General features: G+C 36.9%; 19 protein-coding genes. All 19 read right to left on the reverse strand.

Features of this window, described 5'->3' with window-relative positions; all coding sequences use genetic code 11:
- Positions 1-99 precede the first annotated feature (99 nt).
- The 19 genes from aroA to der all read right to left on the reverse strand — a co-directional run bounded on the left by aroA (position 100) and on the right by der (position 19,005).
- On the reverse strand, positions 100-1,392 hold the full coding sequence (gene aroA / locus MHH73_RS14160; protein WP_341067630.1) for a 3-phosphoshikimate 1-carboxyvinyltransferase: 1,293 nt from the start codon (positions 1,390-1,392) through the stop codon (positions 100-102).
- Positions 1,393-1,418: 26 nt separating this feature from the next.
- Positions 1,419-2,525: a prephenate dehydrogenase gene (locus tag MHH73_RS14165; protein WP_341067632.1), complete on the reverse strand. Its 1,107-nt coding sequence runs from the start codon at positions 2,523-2,525 to the stop codon at positions 1,419-1,421.
- A 150-nt stretch (positions 2,526-2,675) separates the two neighbouring features.
- Positions 2,676-3,776, reverse strand: a complete 1,101-nt coding sequence (hisC, locus tag MHH73_RS14170) for a histidinol-phosphate transaminase (protein ID WP_341067634.1) — start codon at positions 3,774-3,776, stop codon at positions 2,676-2,678.
- A gap of 20 nt (positions 3,777-3,796) precedes the next feature.
- Positions 3,797-4,174: a chorismate mutase gene (gene aroH, locus MHH73_RS14175; protein WP_341067636.1), complete on the reverse strand. Its 378-nt coding sequence runs from the start codon at positions 4,172-4,174 to the stop codon at positions 3,797-3,799.
- Positions 4,171-5,259 (reverse strand): 3-dehydroquinate synthase, encoded by a 1,089-nt coding sequence (gene aroB, locus MHH73_RS14180; RefSeq protein WP_341067638.1) that lies wholly within the window; start codon positions 5,257-5,259, stop codon positions 4,171-4,173. The genes aroH and aroB overlap by 4 nt, the downstream gene beginning before the upstream one ends.
- 1 nt (position 5,260) lies before the next feature.
- Complete coding sequence (gene aroC, locus MHH73_RS14185; protein ID WP_191810868.1) at positions 5,261-6,433, reverse strand: chorismate synthase; 1,173 nt, start codon at positions 6,431-6,433, stop codon at positions 5,261-5,263.
- 132 nt (positions 6,434-6,565) lie between these two features.
- Complete coding sequence (locus MHH73_RS14190; RefSeq protein WP_191810866.1) at positions 6,566-7,366, reverse strand: CheR family methyltransferase; 801 nt, start codon at positions 7,364-7,366, stop codon at positions 6,566-6,568.
- 449 nt (positions 7,367-7,815) lie between these two features.
- Positions 7,816-8,262 carry a nucleoside-diphosphate kinase gene (ndk, locus tag MHH73_RS14195; protein ID WP_095372758.1) on the reverse strand — a complete coding sequence of 149 codons (447 nt, stop codon included), beginning with the start codon at positions 8,260-8,262 and terminating at the stop codon, positions 7,816-7,818.
- Between the two features lie 111 nt (positions 8,263-8,373).
- Complete coding sequence (gene hepT / locus MHH73_RS14200; RefSeq protein ID WP_191810864.1) at positions 8,374-9,336, reverse strand: heptaprenyl diphosphate synthase component II; 963 nt, start codon at positions 9,334-9,336, stop codon at positions 8,374-8,376.
- Between the two features lie 77 nt (positions 9,337-9,413).
- Complete coding sequence (locus MHH73_RS14205; RefSeq protein WP_191810862.1) at positions 9,414-10,115, reverse strand: demethylmenaquinone methyltransferase; 702 nt, start codon at positions 10,113-10,115, stop codon at positions 9,414-9,416.
- Positions 10,116-10,119: 4 nt separating this feature from the next.
- Positions 10,120-10,956, reverse strand: a complete 837-nt coding sequence (locus MHH73_RS14210) for a heptaprenyl diphosphate synthase component 1 (protein ID WP_341067643.1) — start codon at positions 10,954-10,956, stop codon at positions 10,120-10,122.
- Between the two features lie 307 nt (positions 10,957-11,263).
- Positions 11,264-11,497, reverse strand: a complete 234-nt coding sequence (mtrB, locus tag MHH73_RS14215) for a trp RNA-binding attenuation protein MtrB (protein ID WP_095372754.1) — start codon at positions 11,495-11,497, stop codon at positions 11,264-11,266.
- A 20-nt stretch (positions 11,498-11,517) separates the two neighbouring features.
- Positions 11,518-12,084 (reverse strand): GTP cyclohydrolase I FolE, encoded by a 567-nt coding sequence (folE, locus tag MHH73_RS14220; protein ID WP_191810858.1) that lies wholly within the window; start codon positions 12,082-12,084, stop codon positions 11,518-11,520.
- Positions 12,085-12,533: 449 nt separating this feature from the next.
- The gene (gene hbs / locus MHH73_RS14225) at positions 12,534-12,806 is read right to left on the reverse strand and encodes a non-specific DNA-binding protein Hbs (RefSeq protein WP_066200607.1); all 273 of its coding nucleotides are present in this window, start codon (positions 12,804-12,806) and stop codon (positions 12,534-12,536) included.
- A gap of 637 nt (positions 12,807-13,443) precedes the next feature.
- Positions 13,444-14,922: a stage IV sporulation protein A gene (gene spoIVA, locus MHH73_RS14230; RefSeq protein ID WP_095372751.1), complete on the reverse strand. Its 1,479-nt coding sequence runs from the start codon at positions 14,920-14,922 to the stop codon at positions 13,444-13,446.
- 222 nt (positions 14,923-15,144) lie between these two features.
- The gene (locus tag MHH73_RS14235; RefSeq protein ID WP_341067647.1) at positions 15,145-15,855 is read right to left on the reverse strand and encodes a hypothetical protein; all 711 of its coding nucleotides are present in this window, start codon (positions 15,853-15,855) and stop codon (positions 15,145-15,147) included.
- A 50-nt stretch (positions 15,856-15,905) separates the two neighbouring features.
- Complete coding sequence (locus MHH73_RS14240) at positions 15,906-16,109, reverse strand: DUF2768 domain-containing protein (protein WP_095372749.1); 204 nt, start codon at positions 16,107-16,109, stop codon at positions 15,906-15,908.
- Positions 16,110-16,418: 309 nt separating this feature from the next.
- On the reverse strand, positions 16,419-17,471 hold the full coding sequence (locus MHH73_RS14245; protein ID WP_341067649.1) for an NAD(P)H-dependent glycerol-3-phosphate dehydrogenase: 1,053 nt from the start codon (positions 17,469-17,471) through the stop codon (positions 16,419-16,421).
- Positions 17,472-17,694: 223 nt separating this feature from the next.
- Positions 17,695-19,005: a ribosome biogenesis GTPase Der gene (gene der / locus MHH73_RS14250; RefSeq protein WP_191810852.1), complete on the reverse strand. Its 1,311-nt coding sequence runs from the start codon at positions 19,003-19,005 to the stop codon at positions 17,695-17,697.
- Positions 19,006-19,090: the final 85 nt, after the last annotated feature.

The raw sequence follows: 19,090 nt of genomic DNA on the forward strand, positions 1-19,090 counted from the left end.
TAATATATGTTCGTTTTTAACCATTTCGCACAAAAAGAAAAGCTTATGGTACATACCCTATGTCATCATTGGGATGTACCACAAGCCAATAGATATGATTTACTTTAATAAATGATCAATATGATCAAAGAAGCTTGGATAAGAAACAGCGATAGCATCTGGCTGATAGAGTTCTATAGCACCGTCCGAAATTAATGAAGCAATGGATAACATCATACCAATACGATGATCACCATAGCTTTGCACCGATCCTCCTGAAAGAGAAGTTTGACCTTCAATAATCATCCCATCATCAGTCGCTTCAATATTTGCACCTAGTTTTTTCAACTCATTTACAACGGTGTCAATACGATTCGTTTCTTTCACTTTTAATTCTTGCGCATCTTTAATAATTGTTTTCCCAGTAGCTTGAGTCGAAAGTAGGGCAATGATTGGTATTTCATCAATTAATCTCGGTATCATTTCTCCGCCAATTGTGACACCTTTAAGTTCAGATGTTTCAATCATAATATCACCCGCAGGCTCCTCTTGACCGTTTCTCTCATAAGGCTGAATCGTCATTTTGGCACCCATTTCTTGAAGTACATCAATGATACCTGTTCTTGTTGGATTTAGTCCAACATTTTTGAGGGCGATTTTACTATTAGGTACGATAGCTCCTGCCGCTAGGAAAAAGGCCGCTGAGGAAATATCTCCTGGTACGATCAGATTCGTTGCTTTAAATGATTGACCACCTTCAACCGAAATCGTTCCATTATCATTTGTCACCTTACCACCGAAAGCATGGATCATTCTTTCTGTATGATCTCTCGTTTTTTCAGGTTCAATGATTTTTGTTGTCCCTTTTGCTTGTAATCCAGCAAGTATGATGGCAGATTTCACTTGAGCACTGGCTACTGGTAAGGTATAGGTGATTGATTCAAGCTCACCACCTGTAACTGATAAGGGAGTAAACTCACCTGATTGACGCCCTTCTATTTTAGCGCCCATTTCCTTTAATGGTCCAACCACTCTTGTCATAGGACGTTTACCAATTGACGAATCACCGATTAAAACACTATGAAAAGGCCGCCCAGAAAGAATACCCATAATGAGACGAATGGTTGTTCCAGAATTACCTACATCAAGCACTTCTTCTGGTTCTTTTAGGGCGTCCATCCCTTTACCATGAATAATGACTGTTTGATCTTCACGCTCAATTTTAACGCCAAGTTTTCTAAAACAAGCAATTGTACTAAGGCAATCTTCACCAGCTAAGAAATTCTTAACGACTGTTTTACCTTCTGCTATTGAACCAAACATAATCGACCGATGAGAAATCGATTTATCTCCAGGGATATGAATCTCACCTGATAATCCATTATGTATAAAATCCAAACTCTTTACACTCACTCTTAATCACCCTTTTCTTAACATTGTTACATGCCAATTGTATATTCAAAAGATGTTTCTCTACCTATGCAGACGATTGCACGATCACGATCCTCTTCCGTTTGAAAGCTAATCACAAGCACGCCAGTTATTTCTTCTCTCGTTTCTCTAATACTAATATTTGTAATGCTAATCTCTTCTTTTGCTAAGTAGCCAGTAATTTCCGAAATGACCCCTGGATAATCAGGAACATCGACAAATAGGTCATAAAAGGCCGGAATGGCTCCTTTTTGTTTTTGTGGCATTTCATCACGAAAGGTTTTGGCAGATTGGAAATATTGAAAGATCTCTTCATTATCCGCACTCGTAAGCATTTCATGAACATAGTTCATTTCTTTTTTCCAGTCTTCTAATAAAGCTAATAACACCTCATTATTTTGCAGGAGAATATCACGCCACATCGCCGGGCTACTAGAAGCAATTCTTGTAATATCCCGAAAACCACCTGCAGCAAGGCGGGGAATTAGTTTTTGTGTTTGACTACTCTCTTCGGCTTGACGAACGAGAGAAGCAGCAATAATATGTGGGAAATGACTAATCACACCTGTTAAGTAATCGTGCTCATGTGGTGTCACTGTAATAAACTTAGCCTTGGTACTAATCAGCCACTTTTTTAAACAATTGATTTCCGCTTCCGTAATATGTGGTTCAGGCGTTAAAAGATAGAAGGCATTCTCAAATAAAAGTCGTCTGGCTGCAGATACACCACTCTTATGTGAACCGGCCATCGGATGACCACCAATGAATGTAAAACCTTTTTGTTTTAAATGATTGGCAGATAATATGATTTCTTTTTTCGTACTTCCCGCATCTGTTATTATTACATTTCTTTTAAGATCCATATGTGCGAGCTCTTCTAAGATTCTTTTTGTCTCATTTACTGGTGTAGCAATAATAATCAGATCAGCCTTCTCAGCACCTTCACGTATAGTTAAAACTGCCTCATCAATGACACCCAACATCTTACCGAGTTTTAACTGTTCTTTATTTACATCATAACCACTACATTTGGCTTCAAGATGAGTATGCTTAATTGAAAGTGCAATAGAACCACCGATTAATCCTAGACCAATAACAAATACTTGTCCATTCATGTTTTAACACACCTCTTGTTAGAAAACTCATTGATTGACGAATGTATGAGGGTAAATTGATAAATTAGAAAACACCATTACCCTACAAATACTTTTTCATGTAAAACAATTTCAGAGACGAAAGCCGCCTCTGAAATAAAAGATTCCTCATTAAGATACTGTTTTGATTTCCGAAAGAAATTGAGCCATTGCTTGTATAACACCGTCATTTTGTTCCTTCGATCCAACTGTTACACGCACAGCTGTTGGAAAACCTAATGCTTGACCTGATCTAACAATATAGCCCTTTTCTAACAGTGCTTGAAAAACACGATTTCCGTCTACAGCAAAGTCAATTAAAATAAAATTCCCTTGGGATGGATAGTAATCTAACCCGTTTTCCTCACAAAATTGATAAAATTGTGCTAATCCACTTCGATTCTCTTGTCTGCATTTTTCAATGAACACATCATCAGATAACGCCTGTATAGCCACTTCTTGACCAAAGCGGTTGGCATTGAATGGTTCCCTGACTGGATCTAACGCGCGAATGAGTGGTGCTTGAGCAATCCCGTAACCAATACGTAGGCTAGCAAGGCCATAAATTTTAGAAAAAGTACGAAGAGCGATGACATGTGGAAAAGCCTCAACAATTTTAATAGAATCATGATAATCTTCTGCTGTTGTATATTCACAATACGCTTCATCTAGTACAACTAATACATCTTCTGGAACTTTGCTAATAAACGACACTAGTTCATCATTGGGAATATAGGTGCCAGTTGGGTTGTTCGGACTACACACCCAAACGATTGCTGTTTGCTCATCAATTTGCGCTAACATATTCTCAAGATCATGCTGCCCTTCTTTTAGCGGTACCTCACGTACCTCCGCTCCTTCAATGATTGCATTATGTTTATATTGAGGAAAGGTTGGTGTAGCCATAACCGTATTTGTTTCAGGACTTAATAATGCACGAGAAAGCATCATAATTGTCTCATCCGAGCCATTTCCAAAGATTAATTGATCCTGATTCACTCCAAGATGGCCAGCTAGGGCTTCACGCAAATTTGTAGCATAGCCGTCCGGATATAAAGCAAAAAATGCAGAAGGTTGCTGAATTGCCTCTGACGCTTTTGGTGAACAACCGAAGGGATTTTCATTAGAAGCAAGTTTTGTTATTTCACTTAGTCCATATTGTTTTTTTACTTCATCTATAGATTTTCCAGGTTGGTAAGGGGTCAAATTTAATATTTGCTGCTTCCACTTCATTTTCCTCATACTCCTCTTCTTTATCTATTTAATTCTTCTTGTTGTAAATCCGGTCGTAATGATACTGCATTTCCTAAATAAATGTGGGAAATTTTTTCTTGAGCAATTTCCGTGTTCACATGCATCATTACCCGAATACATTTTGTTAAGCCTTTTGGAACAGGAATTTCTCTCATGCACATAACAGGCACATATGTCCATCCCTCAATTGCCCGTAGCGCCTTTGCTGGAAAAGCTTCTGTGATATCATCTGTTACTGAAATAAAAACGCTAACGACTGAATGTGCATCTATCTGGTTCTCCTTAATCATTTCCCGTAGCAACTGCTCGGTAGCTGCCACTATTTCGTTTTCTTCATTCCTTTCAACAGTAACCGCACCTCTCACCCCACGAATCACCTTTCTCCCCCCTTATGAAAGCTTGCCAATTCTTGTAGTATGATTTCATCGGAAATATCCTCTAAAACTGGGTTGCCGATGCTTGTTAACAACACAAACTTTACTTGACCTGCGACACTCTTTTTATCTTGTTTCATTCTTTTTAACAACTTTTCATGACTTATATGAGCAGGAATCGTTGTTGTATAGCCTAAAACCTGTAACCATTGTGTAAAATCATCTACATTAAATGAAAGATTTAATTTTTTCTGACTTAATTTAAGAGCAAAAATCATTCCAACTGCGACCGATTCACCATGCGTCCAGCCACCGTAGCCCATTTCAGCCTCAATCGCATGACCTAATGTATGACCAAAATTTAAATATGCGCGCACACCTTTTTCTGTCTCATCCGCTGCGACGAACTCTCCTTTTATTTCTATGCCTCTTGTTAAAAAGGATGAAAGTAAAGTAGGAGAAAGTTCATCTAGCGTATGGAGTTCATTGCGCATCTGTGCATAAAACACTTCATCATGAATGAGTCCATGTTTAATTACTTCAGCGAACCCTGAACGTTTTTCCTGTAAGGATAATGATTGCAAAAATTCCAAATCATAGAAAACTGCTTCCGGCTGATGAAAGGCACCAATCATATTCTTTCCTAAAGGATGATTAATGGCTACTTTACCACCTACCGCACTATCGTGGGCAAGAATGGTTGTGGGTATTTGTATAAAAGGGATACCTCTCATAAACGTAGAAGCAACAAACCCTGCCAAGTCACCAATGGCGCCTCCACCTATAGCAATAATAAGTGATTTTCTATCGAGCTTTTTCTCAAGTAAAAAGCCAGTAATATCATAATAGACATCGAAAGTCTTTGCACTTTCTCCACTAGGTGCAATGTAAACGGAGAAGGGCAGCTCATTAAAAGCTGCCTTTAAGTCGTTCCAATAAATATCCGCTACCTTTTCATCAATAATGATACCAATATTGGTGACTTCCTTCATATTTTCTTGAATGAATGCATGTACACCGTGAATAGCGCCGCTACCAATAACGACAGGATAAGAGTGATGTTGAGTTGAAATTTGCAGCTGCATCATCTTAAAACTCCTTTGCATACCGTTTTTGATCGTCAATGATATCCTTTAACGTTTCAAAGCGATCTGCATAGAATTGTTCAACAATCGCACTCGCTAACTCCCAAGCAATTACATGCTCTGCCACTACTGCCGCCGCTGGTACTGCACAACTATCTGAACGTTCAATACTAGCATTAAAAGGTTCTTTCGTATCAATATCTACACTTTCTAACGGCTTATATAGAGTTGGTATAGGTTTCATTACACCTTTAACAACAATCGGCATACCAGTTGTCATGCCGCCTTCAAAACCACCGAGATTATTGGTTTTACGGTAATAACCTTTCTCCTCACTCCAAGCAATCTCATCATGTACTTGACTACCAGGCTTTCTAGCGGCTTCAAAGCCAATACCAAATTCGACACCTTTAAATGCGTTTATACTCAACATGGCGTATGCAAGTTTAGCATCTAGTTTACGATCATAATGAACATAACTACCTACCCCCGCTGGCATACCTTCTACAACTACTTCAACAACACCACCAATAGAATCACCATTCTTCTTGGCATTGTCAATCGCCGCCATCATCTCTTCTGCTGCGACATTGTCTAAACAACGAACTGGAGATTCTTCAGTTATTGTTTTTAATTCTTCCATTGAAGAATAAGTTTTCACATTTGAGACAATGCCACCGATTTCAACCACATGTCCTACAACTTCAATGCCTAAAGATGATAATAACTTTTTCGCTACTGCACCTGCTGCTACTCGTACTGTTGTTTCTCGAGCTGATGAGCGTTCTAATACATTTCTCATATCTCTATGACCGTATTTCACAGCACCATTTAAATCCGCATGACCAGGTCTCGGTCTGGTTATTTTTCTTTTTACTTCTTCTAATTCCTCCGGTTCGATTGGAGCTTGCCCCATAATTTTAGTCCAATGCTTCCAATCATCGTTCTCAACGACAAGGCCAACCGGTGATCCTAATGTGTATCCATGTCTAACGCCGGATGTAATCTGGACTGTATCTTTTTCAATTTGCATTCTACGGCCACGACCATATCCTTTTTGCCTTCTTGCAAGTGACTCATTAATATCTGTTTCTAATAATGGCAAACCTGCAGGCAAGCCTTCAATAATTGTTGTTAATTGGGGTCCATGTGATTCCCCAGAAGTTAAATATCTCATTTCCCTTTCCCCCTTCAACGCTTTAAAGGATTATGTATCAATATAACATATGAACATCTATAAACATAGTATAAATTTAAAAATAATCTTTTATTTCTATAAAAAGTTATGGAACTAGGTAGGACGAAAAGGCTAATTATTTATTACCGACAGCCCGCTTGTCTTTTTATAAAAGAAAGATTGCTGATTTTTCAAGTCATATAGAGAGGGGTTAAATATTTGTTCGGTACTTCCGACAAATAAGTATCCACCATTTTTAAGAGCTTTACTAAATTTGCTATAAATCATCGCTTTTGCTTCTTCGGTAAAATAAATAAGGACATTACGACAAATAATTAAGTCATAATCTTTTAAAAAAGAATCGGCAAGTAAGTTTTGCTTTTGGAAGACTACGGTTTGTTTAATCTCATCTGATAGAATAAATTGTTTTCCTTCTTGAATAAAATACTTCTTTTTCATTTCATCAGGAATCTCCTGTAGAGATCGCTCATGGTAAATACCTGTTTTTGCTCTGAGTAGTGCAGATTCATCAATATCAGTAGCAAAAATTCGAATTTTTGAAAGAGGTAAGTATTTAGATAAGATCATAGCTAATGTGTATGGCTCCTCGCCTGTTGAACAGGCCGCACTCCATAGCTTCAATGGCTCTTTCTTCTGTAACAATAGAGGTAGTATTTCTTTTTCTAACACTTCCCACCTCTTTCGATTTCGATAAAACTCAGAGACATTTATTGTCATTCGATCTAAAAACTCAGCCAACAGTTTTTTGTCTTTAACCATCGCAAGATACAACTGGTTAAAAGATGTATATCCCTTTTTATCATAAAAAGCTTGAAGTCGTCTTTTCATTTGCGTTTCTTTATATTGAGCCAAATCAATGCCCGTATATTGTTTAACCTTTTCAATAAATTGCTCATATTCATGTTCGTACATGAGGTGTACACCTCCTTTATAAAGCTACATTTTCTATCTAGTATAAAACAAAAGTGCAAATAATGTTGAAATTTTTTTGAATTGCCGTTAATAATTCAATCGGCTTTTATAAAAAGAGTAAAAAGATCAAGGGAAGGTTTATCGTTACTCTACTCTTTCATAGGACGGCTTCATGAATTACTCATAAACGACTTTGCTCAAGTATCTTCTCTTTGTCACACTCAATGGATGTACCAATTACTTTTGCTCTGCTATCTTCCTCTTCTTCACGCTCGTTGGATGGGCAAAACCGATTTGCTTGGCCAGTTTTCTCCTTTTCACAACTTACAAGTCAGTAGTTTAAACAAGAAGGAACCACGTCTGTTCTTGCCCAACTGTGTGGGTACACGACAATTTTTTTATGCAAAAAAAACGCCTGGCAATTGCCAGGCGTTTTTAGCGTGAATAGATTAGTTAGACCAATCGTTGATTAACTTTTTGTATTCAACAATTTGCTCTTCTTTAAAGAAGAGACCGATTTCACGTTCTGCACTTTCTTTTGAGTCTGAACCATGAATAACATTCTTACCAACAGTTACTGCGAAATCACCACGGATAGATCCAGGTACAGCATCTTTAGGGTTCGTTGCACCCATCATTTGACGAGCTGTAGCAATCACATTTTCACCTTCCCAAACCATAGCAAAAACGGGTCCAGAAGTAATAAAGTCTACTAATTCACCAAAGAAAGGACGCTCTTTATGCTCTCCATAATGCTCTTCTGCTAGCTCAGTAGGAATACTCATTAACTTCGCACCTTTTAGTTGGAAGCCTTTCTTTTCAAAACGAGAAACAATTTCTCCAATTAAATTACGTTGTACACCATCGGGTTTAACCATTAAAAAAGTTTGTTCCATTTTCAAACACTCCTCTTGCTCTATGTATTATTAATCATCCATAATCCATCAAAAATATTATCATTGTTTTGACAATTAAGCAACTCTCAATTGATAAAATGACAGTTACGGTTAAAACTTTCTTTTACCAATTGTTTTAGCAATATCTCTCAGTAAATTTTTTGCGCGGTTTTGTGGAAGCTCAGCAATCAATTCTAGTGCTTTTTGAAGATATAAATCACTTAATGTCAAGCTTCGATCAATAGCATCGGAGTTTTTTATCAAATCTAATGCGCGCTCAATTTCTGCTTCTGTTGAATGGTCAGTTATTGTTACTAAGTAGTCTTTTATAGCAGGTGTTTCCATAGCAAGCAAAACAGGTAAAGTTATATTACCTTGCTTCAAATCACCACCAGCAGGTTTCCCTAGCTCTTTTTCTGTCCCCACAAAATCTAGCACGTCGTCAATAATTTGATAACTCATTCCAATATAATAACCTATATGATATAACTTTTTATGTAACCCGTCCTCTACATCTGCTGCGATTGCTCCTAATTGACAGCTCGCTGCAATGAGTATAGCTGTTTTTCTTCTTATTCGACGCAAGTACTTTCGCAGATTTTGATTAAATTGAAATTTGTCCTCAATCTGTTCAATTTCACCTAAACATAATTCCACAAGCGTGTGAGCTAAAATTTGGTGCGCAATCGGCTTATTAATGTTAGAGAGAACATCAAGGGCTCTCGCAAAAATATAATCGCCGGTATACATAGCAATCCGGTTATCCCACTTAGATTTAATTGTCGGCTGTCCGCGACGCAAATCTGCATCGTCAATTACATCATCATGAACAAGTGACGCCATATGGATGAGTTCTAATGAAACCGCTACATTTTTTATGTTATTAATATCATAATTGCCAAATTTACCACCAAGTAAAACAAATACTGGTCGCAATCTTTTTCCACCAGCCTGTAATAATGAAAGGGATGCCTCATGAAGCAAAGGCGATTCAGCCTGTATAGTGTCCTCTAATTCTTTTTCAATAATATTGATGTCAGCATTCAAAAAAGAATAGATCATCTTTAATTTCATATCGATACTCACCCAGCTTTAAATCCTTCATGCACATTCATACTTGTCAATGATGAATTACATTTCAGAACAAATTATTATTTATGTCCAATATGGACCGCTGCAACGCCACCAGTATATGGCTTATACTCCACGTCACCAAAACCTGCTTTTTTAAACATTCCTGCTAATTCTTTAATGCCAGGAAAATCTTTTGCAGACTCTTGTAACCATGAATATTCCTCATAGCTTTTTGCAAAGATTTTACCGAATACCGGCATAATAAAACGGAAATAAAAACGGTAACCTTGTTTAAAGCCAATCATTGTCGGCTGAGAAGTTTCTAAGCAAACAGCTATACCACCAGGCTTTACTACACGGTACATTTCCTTTAAGACTTGCATATAATCAGGAACATTCCGTAAGCCGAATCCAATTGTTACATAGTCAAAGCTATTATCAGGGTATGGTAATTCCATCGCATTTCCATGGACTAATTCTATGTTCTTGATTGGGTGATTGCTCACCTTCTCTTCACCAATCTTAAGCATATTTTTGCTAAAATCTAAACCAATGACTTCCCCTTTTTCACCCACAGCTTCTGATAGTGCAATCGTCCAATCGCCGGTTCCACAACAAATATCGAGCGCTTTTGCTCCAGGCTTTACATCCATTCGTTTCATCGTATCTTTCCGCCAGCGCAGGTGCTGTTGAAAACTTATGACCGAGTTCATCTTATCGTAATTACCATATATTTTTTCAAATACTTTATGCACACGTTCTTCTTTCGATTGTACCATGTATTTAACCTTCCTCTACAAATGACTGAACAGCTTCTTGTTGATGGCTTTTCATCCATTTTAGTTTTTCTCTAAATAGCTCTGTATGTTCGCATTTATCAATGGATTGCTCAATTTCTTTAAAGGATAAGGAGACGTATTTATCACAAATATTTATAAGACGTTGTTTATTGTTAGGCAAATTGAATGGTACATTTTGCTCTGTCTCAAATAATTTAGATAAGGCGTCAAATAAAATGGATGGTTTACTAGCTAAAAATCGCTTTTTCTCGAGTAATACTCTATTTATAAAAACAAGATTTGCTGCTAATTCACCAAGCTCACTTCTATTGTAAAAGTGAGTGATACGATCAAATAAAGAGGACTCCGTCTTTTTTAAAGACTCCATTAACGATTCTACAGTGTCTCTATCATGGCTATAAACAGAAACTTTATGTTCATTTACTTCCATAATTCCTTCAGCTAAAGTACGTATCATAAAAATATCATCTATTTCAGCTAAAATTTGGTAGTATAATCCACTATAATATGTTCCTGCTAAAATGGTGAGCTGCCTTCCCTTTAGACGCTCTAATGGCAGAGGATCATTTTGAACGCTTTCATGTGTATCAAGGGCGATTTGCACAAGCATGGTCGTTATGATATATTTATCTGCTTTAAATTTCGGTATTTGCAGGTTATCGACAATAAACATGATTAAAAGAAGCTTGTCTTCGTCAATATATGGCTGTCGTATGATTTTCGACATATAAGGTTGTCGAGTTTTTTTCTGCAGAACTTCCTTTAAATTCATTAATCGTGTATTCATATCTTGTAGTTTGGCGTTCTTGTTTGCATTCATTATATATTCCCCCGATACGGGCAATCCTTATGATCGACATATGAACCAATCATTTACTAAAGATTATTTATAGTAGCACTTCCCTTTTACATTGCCCAAAAAGTGACTTAATTGTTCTCCCTTAGACATAAAAAAAGCCTCTCACTTTTATAAAATCATTGCTTCCATTCCTTTTTTAAAGCTTATTTAACTTGAATGGTAGAGCACTTGACATCAATGATAAGCCAGTGACAATTATATCATAAAACAAAGTGACTTGTTAGGGGAATATAAAGGAAAGGCATATAAATTCATCTCAATCATATGTTCAAGCTTTCTTTTCACTTTCTACTTCTCCATATGCCGTAACGATGGACGCATGTCCCCGTATTTTAATAGCAGAAGTATGCTCAGTAAATTGAGCAATCATGACTTCACCCTCATCTAATTTCTCAGAATGATGAAACCTCGTGTCTGAGCCTCTTGTTAAACCAATCACATTCACGCCATCTTCTTTCGCTTTAATGACGACATATTCATTACCAGGATTTGTTCTCTCCATTTTGAGTCACCTCTATCCTATTACCCTTTTATAAATGACAACACTTCTGCTCTTGTATTTCCATCTTCCGCAAAAACACCTCTCACTGCAGAAGTGACTGTTTTACTACCAGGTTTTTTTACACCCCGCATCGTCATACACATATGTTCTGCCTCTACGACTACCATCACGCCATGAGGATTTAATTTATGTAAAATAGCATCTGCTACTGTAGCTGTAATGCGCTCTTGAAGTTGCGGTCTTCTTGCAACAGTTTCTACAGCCCTTGCTAACTTGCTTAACCCTGTCACTTTACCATTTCTAGGAATATAGGCAACATGCGCCTTCCCAAAGAAAGGGACAAGATGATGTTCACACATTGAAAAGAATGGAATATCTTTTACAAGGACAAGTTCTTCATGATCCTCACCAAAAACGGTTTCAAAATATTCTTCAGGGTCTTGGTGTATGCCCGAAAATACCTCTTCATACATTTTGGCTACTCTTTTTGGTGTATCCAGTAACCCCTCTCGATTCGGATTTTCTCCAATAGCGTCTAATATAAGCCTTACAGCTTCTTCAATTTGAGCGCGATTAACTTCTGACATTCAGCTACCTCCTATTACGGAACTATAAACTATTATCTTATATGCTAGCATAATTATTTCTTACCAGACAAAAAGTTATAGAAAAAATAAAGGATAAACTTTCTTCCTTTTAGGATACTATTATATAAATGAACACAAGTACCGTCAAACTCCTATTTAGTTTTTTTAAGAATAAGTGATACGTTATGTACATATGGCAGGAAAGAACAATAATTTTTTATAACCCACACATTAAACTATTCATTCACTCATGATATGGATTGTACATTGTTTTTTGTAGAGAAAATTAACGAGGTTAGATTATCCATATAGGTTATCATTCAATTACTGGGGCTCGTGCTATGATCCTCTGATTAATTGACTATTTGTTGCCAATTAATCTTAAAGTTATAAGAAAAACCGCGAAAAAGATTCGCGGTTTTTCCTTAAGCAATTAATTATGTAATTAATTACTTTACTGCATCTTTAAGCGCTTTTCCTGGTTTGAAAGCAGGAACTTTGCTTGCAGCGATTTCGATTTCTTCGCCAGTTTGTGGGTTGCGGCCTTTACGTGCTGCACGTTCACGAACTTCAAAGTTACCAAAACCAATTAGTTGTACTTTATCACCATTTTTAAGTGCATCAAGCACTGTATCGAAAACAGCATCAACTGCTTTAGTAGCATCTTTCTTAGAAAGCTCGCTAGCTTCTGCAACTGCATTAATTAGTTCAGTTTTGTTCATTACTTTCACCTCCTCCCAAAAAATATCGTAAACCCAGTAAAATAAAGATTCCTTACATTCATTTGTAAACAAAATTACTGAATTCTATACGTTGTAACGCATTTTTGTTAAAGCAGAAACTTATCATATCTCAAAAAAAGAAGAATTTCAACTTTTTTGCTGCAAAAAGCCTTATTTCATAAGGGTTCTTACCGTTACAACGTTAATTCTGCTTAAAAGATTATCATAATCAAATGAGCATATCAAGGATATTTCATGATTTGATGGCAATCTTTTCTTATTTGAAACAAATTTGTAATAAGGAGAGATAAAACCCGCCAAATCCAGGCTTAAAGCTTGACAAATTTATAGTGATAAAAAATGTAAGCTCTTTCATTTTTGTATAATTGTGCTTTCTATAAAGGATAAAAACAAAGCAACCACACTGTATTTTTATGCATTTTTATGTAAGTGAAAGGCTGAATGATCTTTTTTTAGGTGACTAAAAATTAAACTTCTACTCTAAAGTTCGCTCTTCTTTCATTGATAGATAATTCTTTATTTATCCACAAAAGTATACGAATCCGTTTCATACTGTTTTTCAACATAAAAAAAAGACAACTTTTCATCCGAATAGAATGAAAGTCGCCTTTTGTTTCTACAATATAATGGCAATGAGTCCCCCAGAGCCTTCGTTTATAATTCTTTCTAAAGTCTCTTTGAGTTTATATCTAGCATTCTCAGGCATCAATGATAATTTTGCTTGGATTCCTTCTCTAACAATCGAACTAAGCGATCGACCAAAGATATCTGAATTCCAGATTGAAAGCGGATCATCTTCAAAGTCTTGCATTAAGTAACGAACTAGCTCTTCACTTTGTTTCTCTGTTCCGATAATCGGAGAAAACTCAGATTCGACATCAACTTTGATCATATGAATAGATGGGGCAACAGCTTTCAAGCGAACACCAAACCTTGAACCATGCCTTGTAATTTCAGGCTCATCTAAACTCATATCAGACAGTGATGGAGCTGCGATACCATATCCTGTCTGTTTCACCATTCTAAGCGCATCTGAGATTTGATCATATTCCGATTTTGCATGGGCAAATTCTTGCATCAGTTCAAGAAGATGATCTTTGCCACGTATTTCAACACCGACAATTTCTTTTAATACTTCATCATATAAGTCATCTGGGGCATATAAATCAATTTCAGCGATCCCTTGACCCATTTCTATCCCGGCTAAGCCCGCACGATCAATAAATTCGAAATCACTAAATTGATGTACAACACGATCAACATCTCGTAACCTCTTAATATCTTTTACAGTCTCTTTCACGGCTTCTTGATAACTCTCACGTAACCAATGATCTTCGTGAAGAACCATTACCCAACTTGGTAAGTTTACATTTACCTCTAAAACAGGGAATTCGTACAATGCTTCTCGCATCACGCTATATACATCAGATTCCCTCATTCCTTCTACACTCATAGCAAGTACAGGGATATCATATTTCTCTGATAGCTTCAGACGAAGGTCCTCAGTTGCCGGATGATGTGGTTGCACACTATTGATGACCATAATAAATGGTTTTCCTACTTCTTTAAGCTCTTCAATGACTCTTTCCTCAGCTTCAATGTAGTTTGCACGAGGAATTTCTCCGATTGTACCATCTGTCGTAATGACGACACCTATTGTAGAGTGTTCTTGAATGACTTTTCTTGTACCGATTTCGGCTGCTTCGTGAAATGGAATGGGCTCCTCATACCAAGGAGTATTGATCATCCTTGGACCATTTTCATCCTCATATCCTTTTGCTCCTGGGACTGTATAGCCAACACAATCGACAAGACGGATATTAACCTCCAACCCTTCATCCACATGGACATTAGCAGCTTGATTCGGCACAAACTTTGGTTCTGTCGTCATGATTGTTTTTCCTGCTGCACTTTGAGGGAGCTCATCCTGGGTTCGTGCTCGATCAGCCTCGTTGTCCATATTTGGGAGGACTGCTAGCTCCATGAATTTCTTAATAAATGTCGATTTACCTGTACGGACTGCACCTACTACTCCAAAATAGATATCACCGCCTGTTCGTTCGGCAATATCTTTAAAAATATCTACCTTTTCCAAGTGATCCCCTCCTGAATCATGAGTTAGTGGGATAATATTATCCAATAATTTATATTTGTACACTATATATCTATGATGTTGTCCGATATGAATATGCCAACTTTTTTTAAAAAATCCCCTTTCTCACTTTTTCTTTATGCAATCAATAGTTGCTCTTCATTATCGTATGAAAAGAGAAAAAACCCTCCCTCTACAATATATTTTGTAGAGAGAGGGTTATGACTAATTCACTAAAAATATTGGTTCATTCTTTTTTTCATCTATCGTATACGGTAATGAATAAGATGGCACGAAAGGTGAATCTTCAACTAAATGGTAGCGAATATCACTGTTCTGAGCTTTAATATCCCCTGCTTCCATCAGTTGCATTAAGTCGGTACGATAATCAACGAATACTTCTCCATCGCCTGTCACCACATACGATAGTTCGTTACCACTAAACGGACTAACAGCTTTCGGTTCATCATTATAACCGATTTTAGTAAAATCTAATGAGTATACATTTTCACCGATATTTTCCTTATAAGGTGGGTATCCTTCCATGCGAATGCGGAGAGTAATATCTCTTATTTCATCAGCAATTCGTAAATCTGACAATTTCACTTTCGGATCATCTTCAACATCTATCAGTACATATTGAAAAACGCCTCCGGATTCAAATGCATTGCTAGGATACTCAGCGATGTACTTTGGTACAAGTTTCTTAAAATCAATTGGATATTTTTGAAAAACCGGTGTGCCTTCTTCCGTCGTTTTTATAGGTAGTAGACCACCTGTTTCCTCTTGATATTGTTTGATGGCTGTTTGTACGCGATTAATTTCATCTTCGTAAGGAATTTGATTTTTTGCTCTTTCTTCTTCTGGATACATACATCCAGATAAAAGAAGGGTTATGAGTATAAATAAGCTATATAAATAGCTCTTTTTTTTCATATACATCAACCTTTAATTATGTATTTTCGGGGGTAGCCCCTTGCGATGTTCTATTCTGAAACTGGACCGCTAAATACGACTAGAAAAATAATGAGACCACTTACTACCATAAAACTATAGGCAAATAGAGCCGTTACCCCTTTTAACACCCCATTTTTCAACTTAAAACGACTTAAATAGATAAGTAAAATAGCAATAAACATAAAGCCCATTGAAGCGAGGGCAATCCACATTTTCATTAAACCTGGTGACATCTCATTCACTCCTTTTTCCGAATTGTATTATACCATACAGTTCGTTCGCTTTGACAGCATTATCAGATAATTTTATGTATTGCAGTAAAAGGAAAGCGATTATTTGACTGATTGAACATTCTCATTCTTATGAATAAATTATGGAAAAAAATAACCGAGGAATAAGAAGGGGCTCTCTTATCCTCGGCAAATGACTAAAATACCCTATTCACCCTGTTCATTTTACCAGTTTGCTTCAAGGCATTGTATGCAAAGGATAAGCCGCCCGTCTCCTCATATGCCTATATTTTTTAAAACAGCATCAAATTATTAGTTATCTTGATTGTGAGCCATAAAAATATCTGCAATATCTTCCATTTCATTTGTTTTTGTACGCGCCATTAGACGGTCAACTCCGTCTTTAGCATCGATATCATTAAATAAAATGTCATATAGAACAGATGTTATGGGCATTTGCACATCATATTTCTCTGCTAATTGATAGGCTGCTCTTGTTGTTCGAACGCCTTCAACGACCATACCCATATTTTCTAATACTTCATCTAAGTTTTTGCCTTTGCCTAGAAGGTTCCCTGCTCGCCAGTTTCTAGAATGAGTACTTGTACAAGTCACGATTAAATCACCTATGCCCGCTAGACCTGAGAAAGTTAACGGTCTTGCGCCCATTTTTACACCTAGTCTTGTGATTTCTGCTAATCCTCTAGTTACTAGCGCTGCTTTCGCATTATCACCATAACCAAGTCCATCTGAAATACCCGCTGCTAAGGCAATAATGTTTTTTAATGCTCCACCAATTTCAACACCAACAATATCCGGGTTTGTGTATACTCTAAAGTTTTGATTAATAAATAAATCTTGGACTTTTTCAGCTGCCTTCATATTTTTAGAGGAGACCGCTACAGTTGTCGGGTGGCGCAAACTAACTTCTTCAGCATGACTAGGTCCTGATAATACAACCACATCTTTTAAAAGATCTGTAGGTGTCACTTCTTCAATCATTTCAGAAATTCTTTTTGAAGTATCTGGTTCAATCCCTTTACTCACATGTACGATTGTCAATGGTTCTTTTCTTACTTTAGCAACATTCTGTAAAACTTCCCTAATTGCTTTCGTAGGTACAGCTAGAATGATTGTTTCAATACCTTCTAATGCTTGAACAAGCTCTGTATAACCTACAATATTTTTTGGTAAAGTAATCGCAGGTAAATACGCCTCATTTGTATGCTTTTCATTAATTTCTTTAATTTGTTTTTCCTTGTGACCCCATAAACGCACTTCATGGTCATTATCTGCTAGCACCATCGCAAGGGCTGTACCCCAACTTCCGGCACCAAGAACAGCTATTTTTTCTTTTTGACTCATCTTGCATTCACCTCATTTCAATTCATTTCGCATATTTTAAAAAAAGGAATGGAAACACCTATCTGAAAAAAGCGTTAGTCGAGCGGAAGAATAGTCGTTTTTTTACCTTTACTAAAGATCCGTTGGGCTCTTCATAATTATGTAAGAGACAGCTATTTTGAAATGATGAGTCATCAAATCATACAGCTGCCCGCTTTTACTATGCTAATAGTGAATAATTAATTTATTTGCGTTCTCTTGCAATAATTTTAATTGGTGTCCCTTCAAATCCAAAAGCATCTCTAATTCTGTTTTCAAGAAATCTTTCATAAGAGAAATGTAGAAGCTCTGGATCATTAACAAATACAACGAAGGTCGGCGGTTTAATTGCTACTTGGGTAGCATAATATATTCGCAGTCTTCTTCCTTTATCTGTTGGTGTTGGGTTCATTGCCACTGCATCCATTATAACATCATTTAAAACATTTGTTTCCACGCGCATCATATGATTTTCACTAGCAATGTTCACCATTGGAATCAATGTATGAATCCTTTTCTTCGTCAATGCTGAAAGAAAAACAATCGGTGCGTAATCAAGGAATTGGAAATGATCCCTAATATTTTGTTCGAACTTCTTCATTGTTTTCTCATCTTTTTCAACCGCATCCCATTTATTCACAACAATAATGACAGCCCTACCAGCTTGATGTGCATAACCTGCAATACGTTTATCTTGTTCAATGATACCTTCTTCACCATCGAGAACAATGAGAACCACATCAGAACGTTCAATGGCTCTTAAAGCACGTAACACACTATATTTCTCAGTGGTTTCGTACACTTTGCCTTTTTTACGCATACCTGCTGTATCTATAATGACATACTCATCACCATTATACTTAAGCTGTGAGTCAATCGCATCTCTTGTCGTTCCTGCTACATTAGAAACAATGACGCGATCTTCTCCTAGAATAGCATTTACTAAAGATGATTTCCCTACGTTTGGACGGCCTATAAGCGAGAACTTAATGACATCATCATCGTATTGATTTTCGTCATGATTAGGGAAGTTCTTCGCTGCCTCATCTAACAAATCACCTAATCCTAGGCCATGCGATCCTGAAATCGGAAACGGTTCGCCAAAGCCAAGGGAATAAAAGTCATAAATCATTTGTCTCATTTCTGGATTATCAATTTTATTGACTCCAAGAACAACAGGCTTTTTCGCTTTATACAAAATTTTCGCTACTTCTTCATCCGCAGATGTTACACCTTCACGACCGTTTACTAAGAAAACGATCACATCAGCCTCGTCGATAGCGATTTCAGCTTGTTGACGAATTTGTTCTAAAAAGGGCTCGTCCCCAATATCTATGCCACCTGTATCAATAATATTAAAATCATGAGTTAACCATTCTGCAGAACTATAAATACGATCTCTTGTAACGCCAGGAATATCTTCAACGATTGAAATTCGTTCACCAACAATTCTGTTAAAAATAGTGGATTTTCCTACATTTGGACGTCCGACAATTGCCAGTACTGGTTTTGTCACGAACATCACCCCTCAATTTCATTAAAATACTTGCTTATATTCATTAATGTAAGCAAATTTGATTTAAAAGAAACCCTTCAAATAA

Source organism: Cytobacillus sp. FSL K6-0265 (assembly GCF_038003465.1).
Classification (GTDB): Bacteria; Bacillota; Bacilli; order Bacillales; family Cytobacillaceae; genus Cytobacillus; species Cytobacillus stercorigallinarum.